Source organism: Streptomyces canus, from assembly GCF_041435015.1.
In the GTDB taxonomy this organism is placed as follows: Bacteria; Actinomycetota; Actinomycetes; order Streptomycetales; family Streptomycetaceae; genus Streptomyces; species Streptomyces canus_G.
Genome location: NZ_CP107989.1, coordinates 5,105,426 through 5,123,549 on the forward strand (window position 1 = coordinate 5,105,426; position 18,124 = coordinate 5,123,549).

Below are 18,124 nucleotides of genomic sequence, written 5' to 3' on the forward strand. Positions count from 1 at the left end.
CTAACTCTGTCTGGCTGTTCCTGCCCATGTTTCTGCCCAGGTCATGAGCTCGACGAAGAGTTCGAAAGACGAGGAGTTGGTCCCGCATGGCCGCCGAACTGACCGTCCACCAGCTGATCGCCAAGCACCGGCCCACCCTCGACCAGGCGCTCGAAGCGATCCGCACCCGCGCCTACTGGTCCCCGCACCCGGAGCACCCCAAGGCCTACGGCGAGCAGGGCAGCCTCGACATGGCGGCGGGCAAGGCCGCCTTCGACGCTCTCCTGGGCACCCGCCTCGACCTCGGCCAGCCCGGCACGGACGACTTCGTGGGCGGCGAGGTCTCGCCGTACGGCATCGAGCTGGGCGTCGAGTACCCGCACGCGGACGTGGACGTGCTGCTGCCCGCGATGAAGGCGGGCCAGAAGGCGTGGCGGGACGCGGGCGCGGAGATCCGCGCAGTGGTGTGCCTGGAGATCCTCAAGCGGATCAGCGACCGGACCCACGAGTTCGCGCACGCGGTCATGCACACCAGCGGCCAGGCGTTCATGATGGCGTTCCAGGCCGGCGGCCCGCACGCGCAGGACCGCGGCCTGGAGGCGGTGGCGTACGCGTACGTGGAGCAGGTCCGCACACCCGACACCGCGGAGTGGACCAAGCCGCAGGGCAAGCGCGACCCGCTCGCGCTCACCAAGCAGTTCACGCCGGTCCCGCGCGGGATCGGCCTGGTCATCGGCTGCAACACCTTCCCGACATGGAACGGCTATCCGGGCCTGTTCGCCTCCCTGGCCACCGGCAACGCCGTCCTGGTCAAGCCGCACCCGCGCGCGGTGCTGCCGCTCGCGCTCACGGTCCGGGTCGCGCGGGACGTCCTGAGCGAGGCCGGCTTCAACCCGAACCTGGTGGCGCTCACCGCCGAGCGCCCCGGCGAGGGCATCGCGAAGACCCTGGCCACGCGCCCGGAGATCCGGATCATCGACTACACCGGCTCGACGGCGTTCGGCGACTGGCTGGAGGCCAACGCCCGTCAGGCGCAGGTCTACACGGAGAAGGCCGGCGTCAACTCGGTCCTCGTGGAGTCGGCCGGCGACTACAAGGGGATGCTCGCCAACCTGGCCTTCTCGTTGTCGCTGTACAGCGGCCAGATGTGCACGACCCCGCAGAACCTGCTGATCCCCCGGGACGGCATCCGCACCGACGAGGGCCCCAAGACCTTCGACGAGGTGGTCGCCGACCTGGCCCGCTCCGTCGACGGCCTCCTCGGCGACGACGCGCGCGCGAACGCCCTGCTGGGCGCGATCGTCAACCCGGACGTGAAGGCGCGCCTGGAGGCCGCGGCGGGGCTGGGGGAAGTCGCCCTGGCGTCGCGGGAGATCGCCAACCCGGAGTTCCCCGGTGCGGTCGTCCGCACCCCCGTCCTCGTCAAGCTGGACGGAGCCAAGCCGGACGACGAGGCCGCCTACATGAGCGAGTGCTTCGGGCCGGTGTCCTTCGCCGTGGCCGTGGACTCGGCTTCCGACGCGGTCGAGCTGCTGCGCCGGACGATTCGCGAGAAGGGCGCCATGACGGTCGGCGCGTACACCACCGACGAGGAGGTGGAACAGGCCGTCCAGGAGGTCTGCCTGGAGGAGGCGGCCCAGTTGTCGCTGAACCTCGTGGGCGGGGTCTACGTCAACCAGACGGCCGCGTTCTCCGACTTCCACGGGTCTGGGGGCAACCCCGCGGCGAACGCCGCGCTGTGCGACGGGGCGTTCGTCGCGAACCGATTCCGGGTGGTCGAGGTGCGCCGGGAGGCCTAGATCCCGCCGAGGCTCCAGTGGTAGAGCGTCATCGCCACACTCGTCGCCAGGTTGTAGCTGGAGACCTGGGGGCGCATCGGCAGCGCCACCAGATGACCGGCACGCGCGCGGAGGTCGGGCGACAGCCCGCTGCGCTCCGAGCCGAAGGCGAGGACGGCGTCGTCCGGGAGCTTCACGCCCCGGATGTCGTCGCCCTCGGGGTCCAGGGCGAACACCGGGCCGGGCGGCAGCTCGGCGACGGTCAGGCGCTCCACCGCGGTCGCGAAGTGCAGGCCCGCGCCCGCACGGACGACCGTCGGGTGCCAGGGGTCGAGCGTGCCCGTGGTGACCACGCCGGTCACTCCGAAGCCCGCGGCCAGCCGGATCACGGCCCCGGCGTTGCCGAGGTTGCGTGGATTGTCGAGGACCACGACGGGGGCGGTACGCGGCGTGTGCGCCAGCTTCTCGAGATGGGCGGCCCGGGACGGTCGTACGGCCAAAGCCGCCACCGCCGTCGGGTGCGGACGCGGCACGAGGGACGCGTACACCGACTCGGGGACCTGGGTCAGCAGCGCGTCCAGGGTGTCCCGTACGTCCGGCGCCAGCTCCTCGGCCAGGGCGAGCGCGGCACCCCGGTCGACGGCGACCGCCACCGGGACGTCGGCCCCGAAGCGCACGGCGTGCTTGAGGGCGTGGAAGCCGTCGAGCAGCACGGAGGTGTCGGCGAGCCGGTGCCACAGGCTCACGGGATCGGGACCGGTCATGCGGGGAAGCCTACGTGCGTGTGATCGGGGTTCTCGGGGTCACCGGGGTCGGCGCCAGGGCCACGGGCGGGCCCCGGGGTCCGCGCGGCCCCCGGCTCCTTCGGTGCGCCCGGCTGCGGGGGCCTCGGTTGCTGGGAACCCGGTTGCTCCAGGGGACCCCGTTGCCGCTTCGAACCGCGCTGTCGGGGCAGCCCCCGGCCCGGGCCGCCCCCGCCCGCGAGGCGCGCCCACACGCGACCACGCGTGCGTGCGGCCCCGTCGCCGAGTCGGCGAAGGAAGGACGTCGGCAGGAAGACCGAGTCGGCGGCGATCATCGCCAGCGAGAAGAACGGCAGGCCGAGGACGACCGCGATCACGGCGTGCTCGGTGATCATCGCGGCCAGCAGGATGTTCTTCACCCGCCGGTTGAACAGCGTGAACGGGAACGCGACCTGCACGGCGACCGTGCCGTAGGTCACCAGCATCACCATGACGCCGTGCGCCGACAGCAGGTCGGCGAGGGCGGGCCACGGCGAGAAGGACTCCAGGTGGAGGGGGTAGTAGACGGCGGTGCCGTCCTGCCAACGGGAGCCCTGGATCTTGTACCAGCCCGCCGTCGCGTAGATCAGACAGGCCTCGGCCATGATCACGAGCAGGGCACCGTTGTGGACGATGTTGGCGACGACGTCGAGCATGATCCGCGGCTGGCCGGACCGGGCGAACCGTCCGACCGCCCACCACAGGACCTGCGCCGACCACAGGACCCACAGAAGCGCCGGGACGAACCAGTCGCCGTTCAGCTTGCCCAGGAAGGCCGCCGCCACCAGCACGAGCCCGAGGACACCCCACAGGGCCCGACCGGTCCGGTCCACGACATGCTCCCCACGCGCGCGTGCCGCCCGCGTGCGCCGAGCCCGTCGCTCGTCCAGCGACCAGACCTGACCGCAGCGTGTGAAGACGAGATAGATGCACATCAGATGCAGGACGTTGTCGCCGCCGTCGCCCATGAAGATGCTGCGGTTCTGCAGCGAGAGCACGCCGACCATGAAGAGCACGGACATCGCGCGGGTGCGCCAGCCGAGCAGCAGCAGAAGGCTCCACAGGACGGCCAGCACGTAGAAGGTCTCGAACCAGAACTGGCCGTCCGACCACATCAGGGCCGTGAACGCGCCGTTGATCGAGATCAGCTGCTCGGCGAGGTTCCAGTTCCAGGGACCGTCCGGGCCGTACAGCTCCTGACGGTGCGGGAACTCGCGCAGCAGGAACAGCAGCCAGGTCGCGCTGAAGCCGATGCGGACCATCGCGGTCTGGTAGGGACCGAGAGCGGCCTCGGTGACGCGCGCGATGCCGGTCGACACCGCCAGGGCGAATCGGTTCACCGGGTGCTCCCCTCGGTGTCGTCCGCCGTCACGGCCCACCAGGGCTGCTCGCGGTAGACCGGCTGCACCGAGACCTTCTCCTCGCTCCACTTCGGCGGGGGCACGTTCGTGGTCCTGGAGCGGACCTGGACGCTCACGAGGACGTCACCCCGCGCGGTCGCGTCGTCGCGCTCCAGGCGCAGCACGACGATGCGGCGCAGATAGGTCTCGGAGAGGGTGCCGCGCAGGCCGACCGGTCGGTTGTCGGCGTCGTGCGTGGCGACGAAGAGGTCCCAGGAGCGCCGCACCTCGTTCTGCTGGGTGTGGCTGGGCAGCGGATTGCCGTCTATGGCCCGGCCGTCCTGGGCGGACAGGTCGTACCACCCGGACGTACGGCTGCCGCCGTCAGCGCTGCGTATCCGGGCCCGGACCTGCACCGCGATGTTCATCTGGAGCGGGTTCGGCGCGAAGAGCTTCCAGTTCTGCTCGAACTCCGGGTAGACCCAGTCGTCGACCGCCCCGCCGTGCTGCTTGGTCACCGTGTTCTGTGGCGCGACGTGCAAGAACACCATCCCGATGTGCACACAGACGGCGACGGCCACGACGGCGAGCGCCAGGGCGACACCGATCTGATAGCGGAGGGAGAGAGCGGCCACGCCGGTAGGGGGTTGGGGGTCGCCGTAGGGGGCTGAGGCTGCTGGGGATGAGGCTGCTGGGGATGAGGCTGCGGCTGCGGCCTGGCGTATCGCAGCGGGGGCGGAGGGCTGGGCGCCCGCGGGCTCGGCGTCCGGATCCGGTGCGGCCGACGACACGTCGGTGGGCGCACCATCCGGTGCGGGGGACTGCGCCCACGGCGGGGAGGGCGCGGCTCGCTCACCTGGCGCCTGTGTCCCCTCCAGCCCCTCCAGCCCCTCCAGCCCGTCCGGCCCCTCCGGCTCAGGGGCATCGCCCGGCTCGCTCGGGGCGCCCGGTTGTCGCCGGGCGTCGGAGCCTCCGTCGTACGCGTCCATTCCGCCCCGTTCCCGATTCCGGTCCGTCCACCGCCGCCCGCCCGCGGGGGCCGCAGCGGCCGGTGGCCGACGCGCGCACCCGCCTCGCCGCGGCTCGCACCGGCACGGTACTCAGGCCCGACCGCCCCGCACAGCCCCTTCCGACCGGCCCCGCCGTGGCCGTTCTCACTCCCGCCCAGGTTTTCCACAGGGAGCCCGGTGGGTTTTCCACAGCGGTTGACACCTTACGGCGCCCGGCACACCATGGAATCGCACGAACCGAACGATCGGTCGGGAGCAGGTTCCGGCGGAGCCCAGGTCGAGGGGGCCTCATGGCGACAGCAGCCGCGCACCAGACGGTGAGCACACAGACGTACGGCGCTCAGGGCGCCGTCGGCGACACAGCCGCGTACGAGAGCGTCTTCGACGCAGCCGTGGCCGCCGACGAGCGCATCGAGCCGCGCGACTGGATGCCCGACGCCTACCGCGCGACCCTCGTCCGCCAGATCGCGCAGCACGCCCACTCCGAGATCATCGGCATGCAGCCGGAGGCGAACTGGATCACCCGCGCGCCCTCCCTGCGCCGCAAGGCCATCCTGATGGCCAAGGTCCAGGACGAGGCGGGGCACGGCCTCTACCTCTACAGCGCGGCGGAAACCCTCGGCACCGGCCGCGACGAGCTCCTCGACAAGCTCCACTCCGGCCGCCAGAAGTACTCCTCGATCTTCAACTATCCGACCCTGACCTGGGCGGACGTCGGCGCGATCGGCTGGCTGGTGGACGGCGCCGCGATCACCAACCAGGTCCCGCTGTGCCGCTGCTCCTACGGCCCGTACGCGCGAGCGATGGTCCGCATCTGCAAGGAGGAGTCCTTCCACCAGCGCCAGGGGTACGAGCTGCTGCTGGCCCTGAGCAACGGCACGCCCGAGCAGCACGCGATGGCCCAGGACGCGGTGGACCGCTGGTGGTGGCCGTCCCTGATGATGTTCGGCCCGCCCGACGACGAGTCCGCGCACTCCGCGCAGTCGATGGCCTGGAAGATCAAGCGTCATTCCAACGACGAGCTGCGGCAGCGCTTCGTGGACATCTGCGTTCCGCAGGCCGAGTCCTTGGGACTCACCCTCCCCGACCCGGACCTGCGGTGGAACGAGGAACGCGGGCACCACGACTTCGGCCCGATCGACTGGACGGAGTTCCGGGAGGTCCTGAAGGGCAACGGCCCGTGCAACGAACAGCGGATCACCCAGCGCCGGCAGGCGCACGAAGAGGGCGCCTGGGTGCGGGAGGCGGCCGCGGCCTACGCGGCGAAGCACACCGGCGAGACAGGAGCGACGCGCGCATGACGAACACCGACTGGCCCCTGTGGGAGGTTTTCGTGCGCTCGCGCCGCGGCCTCTCCCACACCCACGCCGGCAGCCTGCACGCCCCGGACGCGGAGCTCGCCCTGCGCAACGCACGCGACCTGTACACCCGGCGCGGCGAGGGCGTCTCGATCTGGGTGGTCCCCTCGTCCGCGATCACCGCCTCCTCGCCCGACGAGAAGGACCCGTTCTTCGAGCCGTCCGCCGACAAGCCGTACCGGCACCCGACGTTCTACGAGATCCCGGAAGGGGTGAAGCACCTGTGACCGCACCTGAGACGACGGCTGCTCCCACACTCTCCCCGGTTCCCGTCGCGGCCGCCCTCGCCCTCGGCGACGACGCGCTGGTGCTCTCGCACCGCCTGGGCGAGTGGGCGGGCCACGCGCCCGTCCTGGAGGAGGAGGTCGCCCTCGCCAACATCGCCCTGGACCTGCTCGGCCAGGCCCGGGTGCTGCTGTCGCTGGCCGGCGACGAGGACGCACTGGCCTATCTGCGCGAGGAACGCGCCTTCCGCAACCTCCAGCTGGTGGAACAGCCGAACGGCGACTTCGCCCACACCATCGTCCGCCAGCTCTACTTCTCCACCTACCAGCACCTGCTCTACGCCGAACTGGCCGCGGGTGACGGCCCCTTCGCCCCGCTCGCCGCGAAGGCCGTCAAGGAGGTCGCCTACCACCGCGACCACGCCGAGCAGTGGACCCTGCGGCTCGGTGACGGCACCGAGGAGAGTCACGAGCGGACCCGGCGGGCGTGCGAGGCGCTGTGGCGGTTCACCGGCGAGATGTTCCAGCCGGTGGAGGGAGTGGACATCGACCGGGAGCACATCGAGGCCGCCTGGCTCGCGTCCGTGGGGGAGGTCCTGCGTCGGGCCACCCTGAGCGTCCCCGAAGGGCCGCGCACGGGCGCGTGGGCCGCCGGAGCCGGACGACAGGGCCTGCACACCGAGTCCTTCGGGCGGATGCTCGCCGAGATGCAGCATCTGCACCGCAGTCACCCGGGGGCGTCATGGTGACGCTCACCCCGCTGGAGACCGAGCTGTTCGCGCTCGCCGGTTCGGTGCCCGATCCCGAACTGCCCGTGCTGACCCTGCACGAGCTGGGTGTGCTGCGTGCGGTGCATGTCCGGGACGCGCACTCGGTCGAGGTCGAGCTGACCCCGACGTACACCGGCTGCCCGGCGATCGAGGCGATGTCCCTGGACATAGAGCGGGTGCTGCGGGAACACGGCATGCGGGAGGTCACCGTCCGCACGGTGCTCGCGCCCGCCTGGTCGACCGACGACATCACGGCCGAAGGGCGCCGCAAACTGCGGGAGTTCGGCATAGCGCCGCCCCGCGTTGCGGCGGCGGCCGGGTCGGTCGCGGTGCGGCTCGGCCCGACGCGGACGCTCGACACGGCGGCCGAGGCCGTCCACTGCCCGCACTGCGGTTCCGCCGAGACCGAACTGCTCAGCCGGTTCTCCTCCACCGCGTGCAAGGCGCTGCGGCGGTGCCTCGACTGCCGTGAACCGTTCGACCACTTCAAGGAGTTGTGATGGCCCGCTTCCACCCGCTCCCGGTGGCCGCGGTCGACCGGCTCACCGACGACTCCGTGGCCCTGACCCTCACCGTGCCGCCCGAGCTGCGCGAGGAGTACCGGCACGCCGCCGGCCAGCATCTCGCCCTGCGCCGCACGGCCGACGGCCGGGAGATACGCCGGACCTACTCGATCTGCTCCCCGGCACCCGACGGAGAGGGACCTCGCGAACTGCGGGTCGGCGTGCGGCTGGTGGAGGGCGGAGACTTCTCGACGTACGCGCTCAAGGAGATCCACGTCGGTGACGAGCTGGAGGTGATGACGCCGGCGGGCCGGTTCACCCTCGACCCGGCGCCCGGACTGTACGCGGCGATCGTCGGCGGCAGTGGCATCACCCCGGTGCTGTCGATCGTGGCGACGCTGCTGGCGCGCGAGCCCGGGGCCCGGTTCTGCCTGATCCGCAGCGACCGCACCTCCGCGTCCACGATGTTCCTGGAAGAGGTCGCCGACCTGAAGGACCGCCACCCCGAGCGCTTCCAGCTGGTCACGGTGCTCTCCCGGGAGGAGCAGCAGGCGGGGCTGCCGTCGGGGCGGCTCGACCGGGCGCGGCTGACCGGCTTGCTGCCGGCGCTGCTGCCGGTGGACCGGGTGGCGGGGTGGTTCCTGTGCGGACCGTTCGGACTGGTGCAGGGCGCGGAGAAGGCGCTGCGGGAGCTCGGGGTTGCCCGTACCCGTATCCACGAGGAGATCTTCCATGTGGATGCCGGGGCCGCCCCGGCGCAGACGGTCCCCGCGCCCGCGCACAGCATGGTGACCGCCCGGCTCGACGGACGTGGCGGCAGCTGGCCCGTCCAGGACGGCGAGTCGCTTCTGGAGACGGTGCTGCGCAACCGGTCCGACGCGCCCTACGCCTGCAAGGGCGGAGTGTGCGGGACCTGCCGAGCCTTCCTCGTCTCCGGCGAGGTGCGCATGGACCGCAACTTCGCACTGGAGCCGGAGGAGACGCAGGCGGGCTACGTACTGGCGTGCCAGTCGCATCCGGTGACGGAGAAGGTGGAGCTGGACTTCGACAGGTAGGTCGGGGGGAGCCCGTTCCCTTCTCCTAGAACCTGTTCTATCTTGACGGACCGTCAGATCAGCTGACCCGATCTGCCGACCCGTCGGAAGGACAGGGACCGTGGACTTCACCTTCAGCGAGGAGCAGCAGGCGGCGGCCGAAGCGGCGCGGGGGGTGTTCGCCGATGTCGCACCGGACGCGGTGCCGTCTCCGGCGATGACCACGGGTGCCGTGGCCGACGAGTTCGACCGCGCGCTGTGGGCCAGGCTCGCCGACGCGGATGTGCTGAGCCTGCTGTTGGCCGAGGAGTACGGCGGGGCGGGTCTGGATGCCGTCGCGCTGTGCCTGGTGCTGCGTGAGTCGGCGAGGGTGCTGGCGCGGGTGCCGCTGCTGGAGAACAGTGCGGCCATGGCAGCTGTACAGGCTTACGGCGGCCCGGAGTTGAGGGCGGAGCTGCTGGAGCGGGCAGGACGCGGGGAGGTCGTGCTGACCGTCGCCGCGAGCGGCCGCACCGGCCATGACCCGGCCGAACTCGCCGTCACCGCACGGCTGGAGGAGGGGGAGGGGGCCGACTGGATCCTGGACGGCGTACAGACGGCGGTGCCGTGGGCGTACGACGCGGACTACGTCGTCGTCCCCGCGCACACGACCGCGGACCGGACCGTTCTCGCGCTGGTGCCCCGGGTCCATGACGGGGTCACGCCGGCCGAGCAGTTCTCCACCAGCGGGGAGCGGCTGGGCGAGCTGCGGCTGGAGTCGGCGCGGATCGCCGCCCGGGACGTGATCGATGTCGAGGGCGCGTGGGAGTGGCTGCGGGATCTGCTGACCACGGGGACGTGTGCGCTGGCGCTCGGCCTGGGCGAGCGGGTGCTGCGGATGAGCAGTGACTACACCAGCAAGCGGGAGCAGTTCGGGTTCCCGGTCGCCACCTTCCAGGCGGTCGCCGTGCAGGCCGCCGACCGTTACATCGACCTGCGCGCGATGGAGGTCACGCTGTGGCAGGCCGCGTGGCGGATCGCCGCGGGAGCGCGGGGCACGCTGCCGGTCGCGGGGGACGTCGCCGTGGCGAAGATCTGGGCCTCCGAGGGGGTACGGAGGGTGGTGCAGACGGCACAGCATCTGCACGGCGGGTTCGGCGCCGACGTCGACTACCCCCTGCACCGGTACCACGCCTGGGCCAAGCATCTGGAGCTGTCGCTGGGCCCGGCGGCGGCGCACGAGGAGGTGTTGGGAGACCTGCTGGCGGCCCATTCTCTGGGATAGGCGAAACCGCGGGGCCCTTGATCGGCGACTGAGAGGATGACGGAACCGCACCGACAGAAGGAGGCCGAGCATGATGCTGCTCGTCCTGTCCTGCATCCTCGCGCTCACCATCGGGGGATGCGTCTGCGTCTGGTGGGCGGCCCGGGGCGGCCCACGCTGGACGCGGGCGGTGTCCGCCGCGACCCTCGCGGCGGGCGAGCTGACCCGCCGCGCGAGCCGTTACGACCGCAACCCGAGCGGCCGGGACGACTGAGCGTCCGCCGCCCGGGACCGCCGGAGGCTAGAGCACGAAGCCCGGTCGGCCGTCGTCGGTCACCACGGGGCGGCCCGTCTCGGCCCACAGCTGCATGCCGCCGTCGACGTTCGCGGCGTCGACACCCTGCTGGGCCAGGTACATCGTGACCTGGGCCGAGCGGCCGCCGGACCGGCAGATCACGTGGACGCGGCCATCCTGCGGGGCGGCCTCGGTCAGCTCGCCGTAGCGGGCCACGAACTCACTGATGGGGATGTGCAGCGCCCCTTCGGCGTGACCCGCCTGCCATTCGTCGTCCTCGCGGACGTCCAGCAGGAAATCGTCGTCCTTGAGGTCCGTGACCTGGACCGTGGGCACACCAGCACCGAAATTCATGGGTCCGACGCTACCCGACGCCCTCGGGACGCGGCCGGTCACTCCTGTGCGAGCAGCTCCGCGAGCTCCGCCTCGCGCGTGGAGACGTCGGCCAGGAGCTTCTCGGCGATCTCCTCCAGGAGGCGGTCCGGGTCGTCCGGTGCCATCCGGAGCATCGAGCCGATCGCGCTCTCCTCCAGCTCCCGCGCGACCACGGAGAGCAGTTCCTTGCGCTGGGCGAGCCATTCGAGACGGGCGTAGAGCTCCTCGCTGGGGGTGGGACCCTGCTCCGGGGGCTTCGGCCCGGCGGCCCATTCCTCGGACAGTTCCCGCAGGAGTGGCTCGTCCCCACGGGAGTAGGCGCCGTTGACCCGGGTGATGAACTCCTCGCGCCGCGCCCGCTCGGTTTCGTCCTGGGCGAGGTCCGGGTGGGCCTTACGGGCGAGCTCGCGGTAGAGCTTGCGGGCCTCGTCGCTGGGGCGCACCCGCTGCGGGGGCCGCACCGGCTGGTCCGTGAGCATCGCCTCGGCCTCCGGAAACAGGCCCTCCCCGTCCATCCAGCCGTGGAACAGCTCTTCGACGCCGGGCATCGGCATCACCCGGGCACGGGCCTCGTCCGCCTTGCGCAGGTCCTCGGGATCGCCGGTGCGGGCGGCCCGGATCTCCGCGATCTGTGCGTCCAGCTCGTCGAGGCGGGTGTACATGGGGCCGAGCTTCTGGTGGTGCAGGCGGGAGAAGTTCTCCACCTCGATGCGGAAGGTGTCCACCGCGATCTCGTACTCGATGAGCGCCTGCTCGGCGGCCCGTACGGCACGCTCCAGCCGCGCGGTGCCTGCGGCTTCTGCGCCGTGGGGGTCGGCTTCCGGGGACGTCATCCGGACAGCGTAGCCGCGCCGGCCGGGCCGGGCGCCATCGGATGTGCCGGCGCGGGTTTGTGAGGCGGGTGCGGGTTGTCGGGCGGGTGCGGGTGAGTGGGGCTGGTCGCGCAGTCCCTCGTGCCCCTGAGTGGGGACAGCCACGCCCGCCCGGTGCGCCGGCCTCCTCACACCGCCGTTTCCGCCGCCACCCTCCCCGACCGGATCCCCGCCACCAGTTCCGCGTGGTCCGCCTCCGTGCGGTCGGCGTAGGTGACGGCGAAGGTGGCGATGGCTTCGTCGAGTTCGTCGTTCTTGCCGCAGTAGCCGGAGATCAGGCGGGGGTCGGCGCTGTGGGAGTGCGCGCGGGCCAGGAGGGCGCCGGTCATACGGCCGTAGTCGTCTATCTGGTCGGCGGAGAGGGCGGCCGGGTCCACGCTGCCCTTACGGTTGCGGAACTGGCGGACCTGGAAGGGGCGGCCCTCGACGGTCGTCCAGCCCAGCAGGTTGTCGCTGACGACCTGCATCCGCTTCTGGCCCAGCACGACCCGGCGGCCCTCGTGCTCGACCGTCGGGGCGTCGAAGCCCGCGGTGACCAGGTGGGGCAGCAGGGCCGAGGCCCTCGCCTCCTTGACCTGGAGGACCAGCGGTTCACCGCGGTGGTCCAGCAGCAGGACGACGTAGGAGCGCGTGCCCACGCTGCCTGTGCCGACCACCCGGAACGCCACGTCGTGCACCGCGTGACGGGCCAGCAGGGGGAGGCGGTCCTCGGAGAGGGTGGTCACGTAGTGCTCGAGGGACGCGGCCACCGCCGCGGCCTCCGCGTCGGGCACCCGGCGCAGCACCGGCAGGGCCTCCACGAACCGTCGGCCGCCGTCCTCGGTCGGCTCCGTCGACTTCGCCGCGAAGCGCCCGCTGGTGTTGGCCCGCGCCTTCTCCGAGACCCGCTCCAGCGTGCCGACGAGGTCATGGGCGTCGGTGTGGGAGACGAGTTCCTCGTCCGCGATCGCGTTCCACGCGTCCAGCACCGGGAGTTTGGCCAGCAGCCGCATGGTGCGCCGGTAGGCTCCCACCGCCCCGTGCGCCGCCGTGCGGCAGGTGTCCTCGTCGGCGCCGATCTCCCGGCCCGCGAGGACGAGGGAGGCGGCGAGCCGCTTGAGGTCCCACTCCCAGGGGCCGTACACCGTCTCGTCGAAGTCGTTCAGGTCGATGACCAGGTCACCGCGGGCGTCGCCGTACAGCCCGAAATTGGCCGCGTGGGCGTCGCCGCAGATCTGGGCGCGGATCCTGGTCATCGGGGTGCGGGCGAGGTCGTACGCCATGAGGCCCGCCGAGCCGCGCAGGAACGCGAACGGTGTGGCCGCCATCCGCCCCACCCGCAGCGGGGTCAGCTCGGGGATGCGGCCCCGGCTCGACTCCTCGACCGCCTCCACCGCGCCGGGACGGGAGAGGTCGAGGTCCAGCGCGGCGTGGGCAGCACGCGGGACGCTCTCCCGCAGCTCCTTGCCCTCCTTCTTGGGCGAACCCTCCACGGGCCACTGCGCGAAGCCAGGCACCAGGGGCCGCCGGGCCCCGGCCACAGCGCCGGCCGTCTCACCGGTCCGCGCCCCGGCCGTCGTCTCCACACCGGCCTCGGTCACACCGACCGCCTCCCCCGTGACTCGCAAGAACATCAACTTGTGCCGACCGTACAACCACCAGCCGAAACGCGTCAGACCCTGTGGACAACTCCACGCCTGTGGAAAACCCCGGAGGAAGGACGCAGTCCTGCATGTCCCTCACGCCCGCAAGTACGCCGGCACGGCCGGCACCCGCCGATGTGTCTCCTCCGCCGGCGGCAGGTCCAGCTTCGTCAGGATGCCGCCGACGTGCTTGCCGACCGCCGCCTCGGACACCACCAGTTCCCGAGCGATCGCCGCGTTGGACCTGCCCTCCGCGATCAGCGCGAGCACCTCTCGTTCACGTGGGGTGAGCCGCTCCAGCGGATCGCGGCGGCGGCGCAGCAGCTGTCGTACGACGTCGGGGTCCACCACTGTGCCGCCGTCCGTGACCTCGCCCAGGGCGTCGACGAACTGCTCGACCTGGCCGACCCGGTCCTATTCCTGCTGGTCCTCGGCATCGCCCTGCTCTGCACCGGGATCTCCCTGGCCAACACGATGGTCATGGCCGCCTCGGACCGGGTACGCGGCCTGGCCGTCCTCCGCCTGGCCGGGGCCACCCGCCGACAGGTGCTGCGGCTGGTCGGTGCCGAGGCGCTGACGGTCGTGGCGGTGGGCGGGATGCTCGGGCTGCTCGTCACCGCGATCAATCTGGGCGGGATGCGGGGCGCGCTGGGGCTGCTGGCGACGCACGGGCCGATGCGGATCCCCTGGCCGGAGCTCGCCACGGTCACCGGAGCCTGCGCGGTCCTCGCCGTGGTGTTCTCGGTCGCCCCGGCCGCGTGGGCGATGCGTCGCGGGGCGGTGCAACTGGTCGGCACGAGGGAGTGAGAGCGACCTCACAGCGTAAGCCGTGCCACCACCCGGCCCCCTCGGACGGGCACCAAAAAGCCCCTCAGGTCCAGGACCTGAGGGGCTTCCAGGGGTGGCCCTGGCCGCCCCGTCATTTGCTGTGGCCCTGGCCGTCCCGTCCTTTGCTGTGGCCCTGGCCGTCCCGTCATTTGCTCAGGGCTCGGTCGATGTCGTACTCCGAGAACCGAACGAATTGTCGCGCCCTTCACAGACTGCATCTCCCGGCGGCGAGTGCCGTGATCGCGCACTCCGCGGCGTGCCGTGCCGCGAGCGCGGAGGGGAGGGGCCCGCAGCCGTGGGAGGCACGGCCGGCCGGTCCGTTCGTGATCCGCCACTGCCAGGCGGTGCTTGCGGCAGGGGCCGAAGGGTGGTGCCAGACGGGCTGTGCGGCGGAGGGTGCGTTCTCCGCCTGCTGGACCACCACGTCGTGGACCACTCCGCCGATCAGGGCCGAGGCGCGCCCTGCGTCGTCGTCGGTGGTCCAGTGGAGGGGGGTCGGGGTGGACTCCGACACTTCCAGGAGGACGTCGGTGAGGTCGGCCAGAGTCCGGTACAGCGCGGCACGGACCGCGTCGGTGTGCTGACGGCCCCACCGGCATGGGGTCCGTTCGGCGAGTTCGTCCACGATGGCCTGCGCGGCGAGTTCGTCGAGAGGGTCGGGTTGTGCGAGGCGTTCCCGCGCCAGGGTTGCGGTAGCGCCCCATGCGAGGTCGTCGCGGGTCATGCCGGTGTCGCGGGCCAGAGTCCAGAGGTCCGCTGGGCCCAGGTCGTCGACCGTGTGCTGGATGCAGCGGGCGCCCGCGTCGGCCGCGGGCGGTACGTCGGCGTTCAGGAGGCCGGCGCGTACCTCGGTGGCCGCGCTCACGTCGCCCGGTTGCAGCGCGCCCGGCGGCAGCGCGGCCGCTGTGTGGAGCACGCGCTCGTGGACGCGCCGTGCCGGATGAGCGCCTGGGGGCGGCGAGGGGGATCCTGACAGGGAGCACAGGGCGTCCAGCAGGTCCGTCGGCACAACTCTCAGGTTGATGCACGCCTTCGACAGACGGCCGTCCATCCTGTCCTACCCCTTTCCGTTCTCCGGGATGGCTGTGGTCCGGCACGGTTCCCCTTGAACCGCGCCGGACCGGCCTTGTTCTGTGGCTGGGTCAGTCGTCCAGCACGGCCAGGGCGTCGATCTCCACGAGGAGTCCCGGCGGGAGCTGCATGTAGACGGTGGTGCGGGCGGGGAAGGGCTCGCCGACGGCCGCGGCATACGCCTCGTTCAGCTCGGGCAGGTGGGCGGGGTCGGTGAGGTAGACGCGGAGCATGACGACGTCCTCCAGTCCCGCGCCGGCCGCCTTGAGTACGGCGGTGACATTGCGCAGGACCTGTGCGGTCTGCTCGGCGACGGTGGTGCCGACGACCGCGCCGGTGTCGGGGTCGAAGGGGAGCTGTCCGGAGACCTGCAGGACGGGGCCCTTGCGGATGCCCTGGGAGAGCGGGGCCGGGAGAGAGGGGGCGTTCTCGGTGGTGATGACGGTTCTGGTCACGGTGTTCCTTGAAGCGGTGGTGGTCTCTGAAGGGGGTGAACAGGCACAACACATACGGGCGTCAGTTCCAGGCCTGTCGTTCCCGGCTGCGGGGGTCGTCGATCTGGGTCCACTCGGCGTCGATGTGCATCGTGGCCCTGCGCTCGGTGTCGTAGGGGTCCCAGCCGGGGTCGCCGGTGGCGGCGAACCGGATCCAGGTCTCGTGCATGCGGTGCGCAAGATCCGCGGGGGGCTTGTCGGGGCCGAGCAGGGCGCTGGGGCCGTTCAGTTCGGGCCGGTCCGCGAGGTCGAAGACGAAGGGCAGCTCGACCGCGTGGGTGGCGCCGAGCTCTCCGTCCAGGGCCTGGGAGCGCCACGCGAACTCGTACGCGTAGGTGGCGGACTCCGGATGGGCGGCATGGGCGCCGGCCAGAGCGCGGCTGCCCGCGCCGAACAGGGCGTCGGCCATGATGGCGGACCGCAGTTCCGCGTAGGAGGCCTCGGGGCGGGACTTACGGTAGGTCTCGACGAGCCGCGCCGGATCCGGGTGGGAGCGCGCCGCGGCCTCGTCGACGTCGGCTGCGGTCGAGGTGGCGTACTTGCCCACCGGGACCAGGTAGAGGTTGCCCTCCTCGGTGTTGGTGCCGACGAGCAGGTCGACGTCGGCGGCGAGGCCGGCGGCGACGGATGCGGCGGGCTGAGTGTCGAGGACGAGGCTGAAGGGGCTGAGTCCGATCAGCGGGTCGCCGTGGGTCTCGGTCTGCAGGTCGATGCCCGCGAGCTGGGAGGCGGCCTCGACCAGGCGCTCGTCGGAGATGTCCGCGAAGGCGTCGACGTGGGGTTCGATGCTCAGGGCCGCGGCGGCCGCGGCGGTGACGCGGGCGGCCTGCTCAGTGCTGAACGCGCCCAGGCCGCTGCCGCTCTGCACGATCGCCCTGCGGAACAGACCCGTGGCCTCCGCGGTGGCGAGGACGCCGCCGACGACGGTGGCCCCGGCCGACTGGCCGAAGAGCGTGACGTTGTCCGGGTCACCGCCGAACCCGGCGATGTTCTCCCGCACCCAGCGCAGCGCGGCGACGACGTCGAGCAGACCGCGGTTGGCGGGGGCCCCGGGCAGGTCCAGGAACCCGGCAATGCCGAGCCGGTAGTTGAGCGTGACGAGGACGACGCCGTCGCGGGCGAAGGCGGAACCGTCGTACATCGCGGACCGCGTCGATCCGGCGACGAATCCGCCGCCGTGCACGAACACCATGACCGGCAGGTCGCTCTGCGCGACGGCGGGCGTCCACACGTTGACGGTGAGGTAGTCCTCGCCCCGGCTCCAGCCGGTGCCGAAGTAGGGGGCCATGTCGATGCTGCCGAGCTTGCGCTCGGACTGCGGCGCGTTGGGTCCGGGGACCGTGGCGTCCCGTACGCCGTCCCACGGCTCATGCGGCTCGGGCGGCGCGAAGCGGCCGGCGCCCAGGGGCGGGGCGGCATACGGGATGTTCAGGAAGGCAGCGGTGCCGTCCTCCTGGCGCAGACCGCGCACGGCTCCCTGCGCGGTGGTCACGACGGGTTCGGGGTGGGGGTTCATCTCTGGTGCCTTTCCGCGGGCTTCAGCCCTGCTCGGTGTACGGGGTGAAGGGCGCCCAGCCCTTGATGGCGAAGGAGCTTCCCTCGCGTACGACTTCGGTGGCGCCGTGCCCGCCCAGGTGCGCGGGGATCACGAGCGCGTTGTTGTCGGCGGCCCAGCCCAGCACCTTGCGGCGGGTGGCGCGGGCGCCGGCGGGGTCCTCGCAGAAGCAGCTGTTGGCGTCCGGCTCCAGGATCTGCACCGGGCTGTGCAGCATGTCGCCGACGAACACCGCGCGGTCCGCGCCGGAGGTGAGAGTCAGCACGGAGGAGCCGGGCGTGTGGCCGGGAGCCGTGTCCAGGCGCAGGTTCGCGTCGATCTGGTGGCTGTTCTCCCACAGCTGCGTCAGGCCGGCCTGGTGCACCGGGGCCACGCTGTCCTCGAAGACGTTCTGGTTGCCGCGGCCGAGCAGTGGCTGGTGGCCGTTCTCGGGGTTCCAGAAGTCGAAGTCGTCCTTCGGCATCAGGTAGGTGGCGTTGGGGAAGGTGGGCACCCAGCTCCGGCCGTCCAGGTAGGTGTTCCAGCCGACGTGATCGATGTGGAGATGCGTGTTGATCACGATGTCCACGTCCTCCGGTTGGACACCGGCCCGGGCGAGGTTGGCCAGGAAGTCCGTTTCGCGGTGGCTCCAGACCGGGGCGTAGGGACGCTCCTTGTGGTTGCCCACGCCGGTGTCGACCAGGATCGTCCTGCCCTCGCTGCGCAGCAGCCAGGTCTGGATCGCGGAATTGACGATGTTGGTCTCGGAATCCACGAAATGCGGGGTCAGCCAGTCGGTACCGCCCTCCCAGACTTCCTTCGAGCTTTCCGGGAAGAAGGTGTCGGGCGTCATTTCGACGGGACCGTAATATTCCCATACCCGGGTGATGGATACATTGCCGAGGGTGATCTGCTCCATGGGATTTCCTTGGAATTCGGGGGATTTACTCAACCGTACGAGCGACCCCGGTGGGCTCGGTATCCGTCACGTGACTGCACCTGTGTGTACAGC

General features: G+C 71.6%; 18 protein-coding genes and 2 pseudogenes. 9 read left to right on the forward strand and 11 right to left on the reverse strand.

The annotated features are described in order from the left end of the window. The first annotated feature begins 86 nt into the window (after positions 1-86). Positions 87-1,778: a phenylacetic acid degradation protein PaaN gene (gene paaN / locus OG841_RS23195; RefSeq protein ID WP_328639741.1), complete on the forward strand. Its 1,692-nt coding sequence runs from the start codon at positions 87-89 to the stop codon at positions 1,776-1,778. Here paaN and OG841_RS23200 read toward each other — a convergent pair. Genes OG841_RS23200 through OG841_RS23210 form a run of 3 tightly spaced genes read right to left on the reverse strand, consistent with a single transcriptional unit; the run spans position 1,775 to position 4,868 of the window. Next, positions 1,775-2,521, reverse strand: coding sequence for a TrmH family RNA methyltransferase (locus OG841_RS23200; protein WP_328639740.1), 747 nt, complete (start codon positions 2,519-2,521; stop codon positions 1,775-1,777). The two genes, paaN and OG841_RS23200, sit on opposite strands and share 4 nt — an antisense overlap. Next, positions 2,518-3,879 (reverse strand): HTTM domain-containing protein, encoded by a 1,362-nt coding sequence (locus tag OG841_RS23205; RefSeq protein ID WP_371566788.1) that lies wholly within the window; start codon positions 3,877-3,879, stop codon positions 2,518-2,520. Before OG841_RS23205 ends, OG841_RS23200 begins: the two co-directional genes overlap by 4 nt. Continuing rightward, the gene (locus OG841_RS23210) at positions 3,876-4,868 is read right to left on the reverse strand and encodes a DUF5819 family protein (RefSeq protein WP_371566789.1); all 993 of its coding nucleotides are present in this window, start codon (positions 4,866-4,868) and stop codon (positions 3,876-3,878) included. The genes OG841_RS23205 and OG841_RS23210 overlap by 4 nt, the downstream gene beginning before the upstream one ends. A 311-nt stretch (positions 4,869-5,179) precedes the next feature. On the opposite strand from OG841_RS23210, the gene paaA reads away from it, so the two are divergent. From paaA to OG841_RS23245, 7 genes are all read left to right on the forward strand, one after another. Further along, positions 5,180-6,190, forward strand: a complete 1,011-nt coding sequence (paaA, locus tag OG841_RS23215) for a 1,2-phenylacetyl-CoA epoxidase subunit PaaA (protein ID WP_328639737.1) — start codon at positions 5,180-5,182, stop codon at positions 6,188-6,190. Next, a complete protein-coding gene (gene paaB, locus OG841_RS23220; RefSeq protein ID WP_020119451.1) occupies positions 6,187-6,474 on the forward strand; it encodes a 1,2-phenylacetyl-CoA epoxidase subunit PaaB in 288 nt (95 codons plus the stop codon). The genes paaA and paaB overlap by 4 nt, the downstream gene beginning before the upstream one ends. After that, positions 6,471-7,220: a 1,2-phenylacetyl-CoA epoxidase subunit PaaC gene (gene paaC, locus OG841_RS23225; protein WP_328639736.1), complete on the forward strand. Its 750-nt coding sequence runs from the start codon at positions 6,471-6,473 to the stop codon at positions 7,218-7,220. The genes paaB and paaC overlap by 4 nt, the downstream gene beginning before the upstream one ends. Further along, entirely contained in the window at positions 7,214-7,741 is a 528-nt protein-coding gene (gene paaD, locus OG841_RS23230) for a 1,2-phenylacetyl-CoA epoxidase subunit PaaD (RefSeq protein ID WP_328639735.1), read from the forward strand. Before paaC ends, paaD begins: the two co-directional genes overlap by 7 nt. Then, positions 7,741-8,799 carry a 2Fe-2S iron-sulfur cluster-binding protein gene (locus OG841_RS23235; RefSeq protein WP_328639734.1) on the forward strand — a complete coding sequence of 353 codons (1,059 nt, stop codon included), beginning with the start codon at positions 7,741-7,743 and terminating at the stop codon, positions 8,797-8,799. The genes paaD and OG841_RS23235 overlap by 1 nt, the downstream gene beginning before the upstream one ends. Positions 8,800-8,899: 100 nt before the next feature. Further along, a complete protein-coding gene (locus tag OG841_RS23240; RefSeq protein ID WP_371566790.1) occupies positions 8,900-10,042 on the forward strand; it encodes an acyl-CoA dehydrogenase family protein in 1,143 nt (380 codons plus the stop codon). Between the two features lie 70 nt (positions 10,043-10,112). Beyond that, the gene (locus tag OG841_RS23245; RefSeq protein WP_328639732.1) at positions 10,113-10,295 is read left to right on the forward strand and encodes a hypothetical protein; all 183 of its coding nucleotides are present in this window, start codon (positions 10,113-10,115) and stop codon (positions 10,293-10,295) included. A 27-nt stretch (positions 10,296-10,322) separates the two neighbouring features. Here OG841_RS23245 and OG841_RS23250 read toward each other — a convergent pair whose 3' ends face one another. The 4 genes and pseudogenes from OG841_RS23250 to OG841_RS23265 all read right to left on the reverse strand — a co-directional run. Further along, positions 10,323-10,652, reverse strand: a complete 330-nt coding sequence (locus OG841_RS23250) for a rhodanese-like domain-containing protein (RefSeq protein WP_328643591.1) — start codon at positions 10,650-10,652, stop codon at positions 10,323-10,325. A gap of 56 nt (positions 10,653-10,708) precedes the next feature. Continuing rightward, positions 10,709-11,524: a hypothetical protein gene (locus tag OG841_RS23255; RefSeq protein ID WP_328639731.1), complete on the reverse strand. Its 816-nt coding sequence runs from the start codon at positions 11,522-11,524 to the stop codon at positions 10,709-10,711. A 167-nt stretch (positions 11,525-11,691) separates the two neighbouring features. Continuing rightward, positions 11,692-13,176: a DUF2252 domain-containing protein gene (locus OG841_RS23260; protein ID WP_371566791.1), complete on the reverse strand. Its 1,485-nt coding sequence runs from the start codon at positions 13,174-13,176 to the stop codon at positions 11,692-11,694. A gap of 105 nt (positions 13,177-13,281) precedes the next feature. After that, positions 13,282-13,599 (reverse strand): annotated as a pseudogene (locus tag OG841_RS23265) (response regulator transcription factor); the annotation flags it as partial. A gap of 3 nt (positions 13,600-13,602) precedes the next feature. Between OG841_RS23265 and OG841_RS23270 the strand changes: the two are divergent. Further along, positions 13,603-13,992: pseudogene (locus OG841_RS23270) on the forward strand (FtsX-like permease family protein); the annotation flags it as partial. Between the two features lie 226 nt (positions 13,993-14,218). Here OG841_RS23270 and OG841_RS23275 read toward each other — a convergent pair. The 4 genes from OG841_RS23275 to OG841_RS23290 all read right to left on the reverse strand — a co-directional run bounded on the left by OG841_RS23275 (position 14,219) and on the right by OG841_RS23290 (position 18,031). Further along, a complete protein-coding gene (locus OG841_RS23275) occupies positions 14,219-15,064 on the reverse strand; it encodes a hypothetical protein (protein WP_371566792.1) in 846 nt (281 codons plus the stop codon). A gap of 91 nt (positions 15,065-15,155) precedes the next feature. Then, a complete protein-coding gene (locus tag OG841_RS23280) occupies positions 15,156-15,539 on the reverse strand; it encodes a RidA family protein (RefSeq protein WP_266637551.1) in 384 nt (127 codons plus the stop codon). 61 nt (positions 15,540-15,600) lie between these two features. Then, positions 15,601-17,094, reverse strand: a complete 1,494-nt coding sequence (locus tag OG841_RS23285) for a carboxylesterase/lipase family protein (protein ID WP_371566793.1) — start codon at positions 17,092-17,094, stop codon at positions 15,601-15,603. 22 nt (positions 17,095-17,116) lie between these two features. Further along, the gene (locus OG841_RS23290; protein ID WP_328639727.1) at positions 17,117-18,031 is read right to left on the reverse strand and encodes an MBL fold metallo-hydrolase; all 915 of its coding nucleotides are present in this window, start codon (positions 18,029-18,031) and stop codon (positions 17,117-17,119) included. Positions 18,032-18,124 lie beyond the last annotated feature (93 nt).